This window comes from Kitasatospora sp. NPDC007106, assembly GCF_040634455.1.
In the GTDB taxonomy this organism is placed as follows: Bacteria; Actinomycetota; Actinomycetes; order Streptomycetales; family Streptomycetaceae; genus Kitasatospora; species Kitasatospora arboriphila.
Genome location: NZ_JBEYFP010000536.1, coordinates 1 through 4,120 on the forward strand (window position 1 = coordinate 1; position 4,120 = coordinate 4,120).

The following is a 4,120-nucleotide window of genomic DNA, read 5'->3' on the forward strand; positions in this document are numbered from 1 at the left end:
CCCCGCGCGGGGCCGCCCGCCCCGGGACCGCACCCCGGACCGGGCGGCCTCCGCCGTCCCCGCCCCGGGCGCCGCCCACGGAGGTCTACCGGCGCCCGGTCGACAGCGCCTGCTTCTGCAGGTCGCCCAGGACGTCCTCGGGTCTGCGCAGGGCCAGGCCGGCGTTCTTCTTGATCTCGGCGGAGATCGCGTCCCAGCCGGTGTCGCCGAGGGGGTAGAAGGTCGCCTGCGGGAGCAGCGCGAGGAACGGTTCGAGGTCGCGGTGCCGGCCGCCCGTGGTCATCTCCTGCAGGGTGTCGTGGGTGACGGGCATCAGGTTGTACGCCTCGTCGAACTCCAGCGTGTTCTCCCCGGTGTACACGAAGTCGAGGAACTTCTTGATCTCCTTGCGGTGCCCCCACTTCTTGAAGGCCATCATCCAGTCCGCGACGCCGAGCGTGGACTTCAGCGGGCCGGTCCGGCCGGGGATCGGGACGATTCCGTAGTCGATCCCGCCGTCCCCGGAGAGCTTGATGAGCGACGGGTGGCCGTTGAGCATCGCCACCCGTCCGGCGGCGAAGTCCGCGAAGGCCGTCCGGCGGTCGGTGCGGGCCGGATCGGGATAGGTGAGGCCGGGGGTGACGAGATCGTCCCGCAGCCAGCTGAAGGTCTCGGCGTTCTGCGGGGCGTCCAGTGCGTAGCGGCCCGACCGGTCGGTGAATCCGCCGTCGTTCCCGAGCTCCCAGATCAGCGTTTCGGCCTGTGCCTCCTCCGGGCCGAGCGGTAGGGCGTACGGAACGGTGCCCGGCACCTTGTCCTTGATGCGCTGGGCGTCCCTGCGCAGTTCGTCCCAGGTGGTCGGCGGTTCGGTGATGCCGGCCCGGCGGAAGATCGCCTTGTTGTAGAAGAAGGCGCGGGCCGAGGAGACGAACGGGATGCCGTACTGGATCCCCTCGACCTGTCCGGCCTTGGAGAAACTGTCCAGGAAATTCGCCTGGGTGCCGATCGACAGGACGTCGGAGGCCTTGTAGAGCAGGTCGTCGGCGACCTTGTCGGCGTACCCGCCGGTCTGCAGCAGGTCGGGGACGTCGCCGCTGCGGATCATCTCCTTGACCTGCTTGTCGATGTCGTTCCAGTTCACCACCCGGACGTCCACCCGGACATCGGGATTCGCGGCGGTGAAGGCCGCGGCGAGCCTGTTCCAGTAGTGCTGGGAACTGTTCGCGTCCTTGTCGCCGTAATCGGCGGCGACCATGCGGATGGTGACCGCCGCCCCGGATCCGAATCCCGTCGCCGAACAGGCGGTGAGCGTCAGGGAGCAGGCCAGCGCCGCGGTTAAGGTGCGCGGCAGATGTCGTTCCATGGGGAATCGCCTTCGAGTGGTGCCGCACGGGCGGCAGGGCCGGGGACAGGGCGACGCCCGGGAATCCCGCCGGGTGTCGGCGGGGAGTCCACAACCGGTCGGCCACGCGCATTCCTGGTCGAGGAGGGTGGCGAAACGTGCAGGGACGGCCGGGCGAATGGGCGAAAGTCTCGACCAGTCCCGACCGCGGACTCCAGCGCGGTTACCGAATCGTTGCCCCGCGTGACCGCTCCGACGCGCTCCGCAGTGGCCCGGAACCCGGCGCCCGCCCCTGCGGACGCCGGGCCGTCGGTATGCGACGGGGTGTCAGAAATGCTCCGGGCGCCCGGTCTTGGGCGCGCTGCGGCCGGTCGCGGATGTGACGCAGGCTACGCGGCGGTACGTCTTGACCGGCTCCGCCCGCCGCTGCCACGGTGGTCCATACCTGTTCGGCCGGCCTCGCGGCGGAGCCGTCCACCGCCGATCGTCGACGCATCCCCGGGAGCCCCCATGCCGTGGCACAGCGCGCGGACGTGCCCGGGGCACGCCGGGCGCTCCGGGCAGGCCGGGGGCCGCGGGTGTTCCGGGCGCTCCGACGGGAGCGCCGGTGTCAGGAGGTGACGGAGGCCGGCAGCACCTGGGAGACCTGCACCGACCCGCCGCACGGCTGGAAGGCGAACGGCACCTTCTTGTCGGCGTCCGCCAGCGGGTCCAACGGCGCACGGAAGGCGAAGCCGGCCGCCTTCGGACAGGGCGCGTCACCGGTCGGCACGTTGCTCCACTTGAGGAAGAACGCGGCGGTGCCGCCCGGTGCGAGCACCAGCGTGCCGCCGCTCCCGCCGAGCCCGCCGAAGCCGGCCGGGATCGCCCCCACGGCCACCGACGGCGCCGGCGCGCCAGGGGGCGCGTACGGCACGAGGGTGGGACGGCCCGTCAGCGAACAGGGCGCCGAGGACACGTTGGTGAGCACGAAGCGCTGCACCATGGTGCCGGCGGCGCCGTCGGAGGTCGAGGCGGTCACGCTCAGCATCGGGTTGACGCAGTGCTCCACCTCTCCCCCGCCCCCGCCGGAGGTGGCCGTCGGGGTGGGCTTCGCGGAGGTCGCGGAGGTCTTGGCCGAGGGCGTGACCGTGCCGGCGCTCTTCCCGGGCGAGGCGGAGACGGTGGCGGTGGAGGCCGCGGCCGGAGGGGCGGCGGAGACCGCGGTCGTCCCCGCGGCGTCCCCGGCCGTGTCGGTGCCGTCACCGTTGCACCCGGCCAGCACCAACGGGGAGGCGAGGGCGAGCAGCACGGCGAGAGCTCGACGGCGAGTGTCCACGACAGGGCCTTTCGTTCGGTCGGTCCGGCCACCGGGGCAGCGCCGGCCCGCGGCGCCCGTCGGAGCCCGCCGGACGCCACCGCCCGGAAGGACGCGCACCGCGGACGGCCGGTTGCCGCCACGGCACACATCCCACACCCCGCGAGGTCCCCGATCCAGCACGGAACGATCACCGCTTCCGCACGGAACCGCGCACGGACGGGCCCGAGCTGAAAGGTCGTCGACGAACCGGCCGGCCGGCTCCCGCCTCAGGCGCGGAACGGCGCAACGATCCCGAGCACCCTCGCGCTGCCTCCGGGGACGGCGCTCTCGTACAGGGCGAGCCGGTCGCCGACCGCGACCCCCTGCCAGAGCTCCGGGGTGAGCGGAGCCAGCCGGACGGCCGCCGCACCGCCGGGCGCCAGGAACGGTTCGTCCTCCACCCAGAGCGCCGCGACGGCCAAGGAGGGCTCACCGGTCGCCGTCCGCAGTCCGATGTCCCACATCGGGCGCAGCCTGCCGTCGCCGGCGAACGGCGTCGTCCGCCACCCGGCGTCCGCACCGGCGAGCACCAGTTCGGCCCGGACGCCGCCGCGCTCCGCCTCCCCGCGGCGCCAGTCGCACCAGCGGGCGGTGCGCTCCCGGCCCACCTGGCCGGCCGCGTCCGCGAGCAGCCCCCAGTACGCGGGCGGCAGCGAGCGTGCCCGGCCCATCGCCAGCAGCAGGTCGAACGCGAACTCCCAGTCGTGCCGCCACCCGCAGTCCCGGACGTCCTCGGCCGTGCCGCCCTCGGCCGTCCGGACGCCGTCGGGCAGCAGGTCGGCCGCTTGGAGGAGCAGGGTGAACGCATCGGTCATCCGGCCCATGATGGATCACCGCCCCGCCGCCGTGATCACCGGGCCGGTGTCCTACGGTGGGCGGCTCGGAGAGGAGGTGCCGACCGTGGACGTTCCGGTGCGGCTCGTGGTGGACCTGGTGCGCGACCGGGTGGTTCCCGGTGCCGTCCGCCTCCGTGCCCGGCGGCGCCGTGCGCTGCTCGGCGGCGGCGCGCCCGTCCGGGTGCCCGGACGGCTCGCGCTGCGCTCGCGGCTGGAGCTGCTGGACGGCGCCTCCACGGGTCGGCTCACCGTCGAGCCGGGCGGCGCGGCCGTCCGCTTCGACTTCGGCAGGGCGGCGCCCGCGGTGGAGATCCCGACCGGCGGCCTGGTCGTCGTGGCCACCGCGGCCGAACCCGACCGCTGGGCATCGGCGGTGGCCCGGACGGTGCTCCGCTACGAGTCCTCCCCCGGGCGGCCGGTCTGGATCGAGACGACGGCCGCCGACGCCCCGCTCGTCCGCCGGGCCCTCACCGGCGGCCGCTGAGCCCGCCGGAAGCCCCCGTCGCCACGGGCCGGGCGACGCCTTGACCCTCACACCGTGTCAGGCGGTGCACTCGGAGACATCATGTTCACCATCGGAGACTTCGCCCGGCACGGCCGCGTCTCGGTCCGGATGCTGCGGCA

General features: G+C 74.0%; 4 protein-coding genes. 1 reads left to right on the forward strand and 3 read right to left on the reverse strand.

The window, feature by feature from the left end:
- Window positions 1-85: 85 nt before the first annotated feature.
- The 3 genes from ABZ641_RS27875 to ABZ641_RS27885 all read right to left on the reverse strand — a co-directional run bounded on the left by ABZ641_RS27875 (window position 86) and on the right by ABZ641_RS27885 (window position 3,475).
- Window positions 86-1,342, reverse strand: coding sequence for an extracellular solute-binding protein (locus tag ABZ641_RS27875; protein WP_359986011.1), 1,257 nt, complete (start codon window positions 1,340-1,342; stop codon window positions 86-88).
- A gap of 589 nt (window positions 1,343-1,931) precedes the next feature.
- Window positions 1,932-2,639, reverse strand: coding sequence for a DUF4232 domain-containing protein (locus tag ABZ641_RS27880; RefSeq protein ID WP_359986013.1), 708 nt, complete (start codon window positions 2,637-2,639; stop codon window positions 1,932-1,934).
- A 248-nt stretch (window positions 2,640-2,887) separates the two neighbouring features.
- The gene (locus ABZ641_RS27885) at window positions 2,888-3,475 is read right to left on the reverse strand and encodes a hypothetical protein (RefSeq protein ID WP_359986016.1); all 588 of its coding nucleotides are present in this window, start codon (window positions 3,473-3,475) and stop codon (window positions 2,888-2,890) included.
- Between the two features lie 7 nt (window positions 3,476-3,482).
- Between ABZ641_RS27885 and ABZ641_RS27890 the strand changes: the two genes are divergently transcribed.
- Window positions 3,483-3,980 (forward strand): hypothetical protein, encoded by a 498-nt coding sequence (locus ABZ641_RS27890; RefSeq protein ID WP_359986018.1) that lies wholly within the window; start codon window positions 3,483-3,485, stop codon window positions 3,978-3,980.
- The last annotated feature ends 140 nt before the right edge of the window (window positions 3,981-4,120 follow it).

Bases quoted from the DNA above. Each gene is read 5' to 3' on its own strand.
- ABZ641_RS27875 (WP_359986011.1), bottom strand. From the start codon at position 1,342: ATGGAACGACATCTGCCGCGCACCTTAACCGCGGCGCTGGCCTGCTCC.
- ABZ641_RS27885 (WP_359986016.1), bottom strand. From the start codon at position 3,475: ATGACCGATGCGTTCACCCTGCTCCTCCAAGCGGCCGACCTGCTGCCC.
- ABZ641_RS27890 (WP_359986018.1), top strand. From the start codon at position 3,483: ATGATGGATCACCGCCCCGCCGCCGTGATCACCGGGCCGGTGTCCTAC.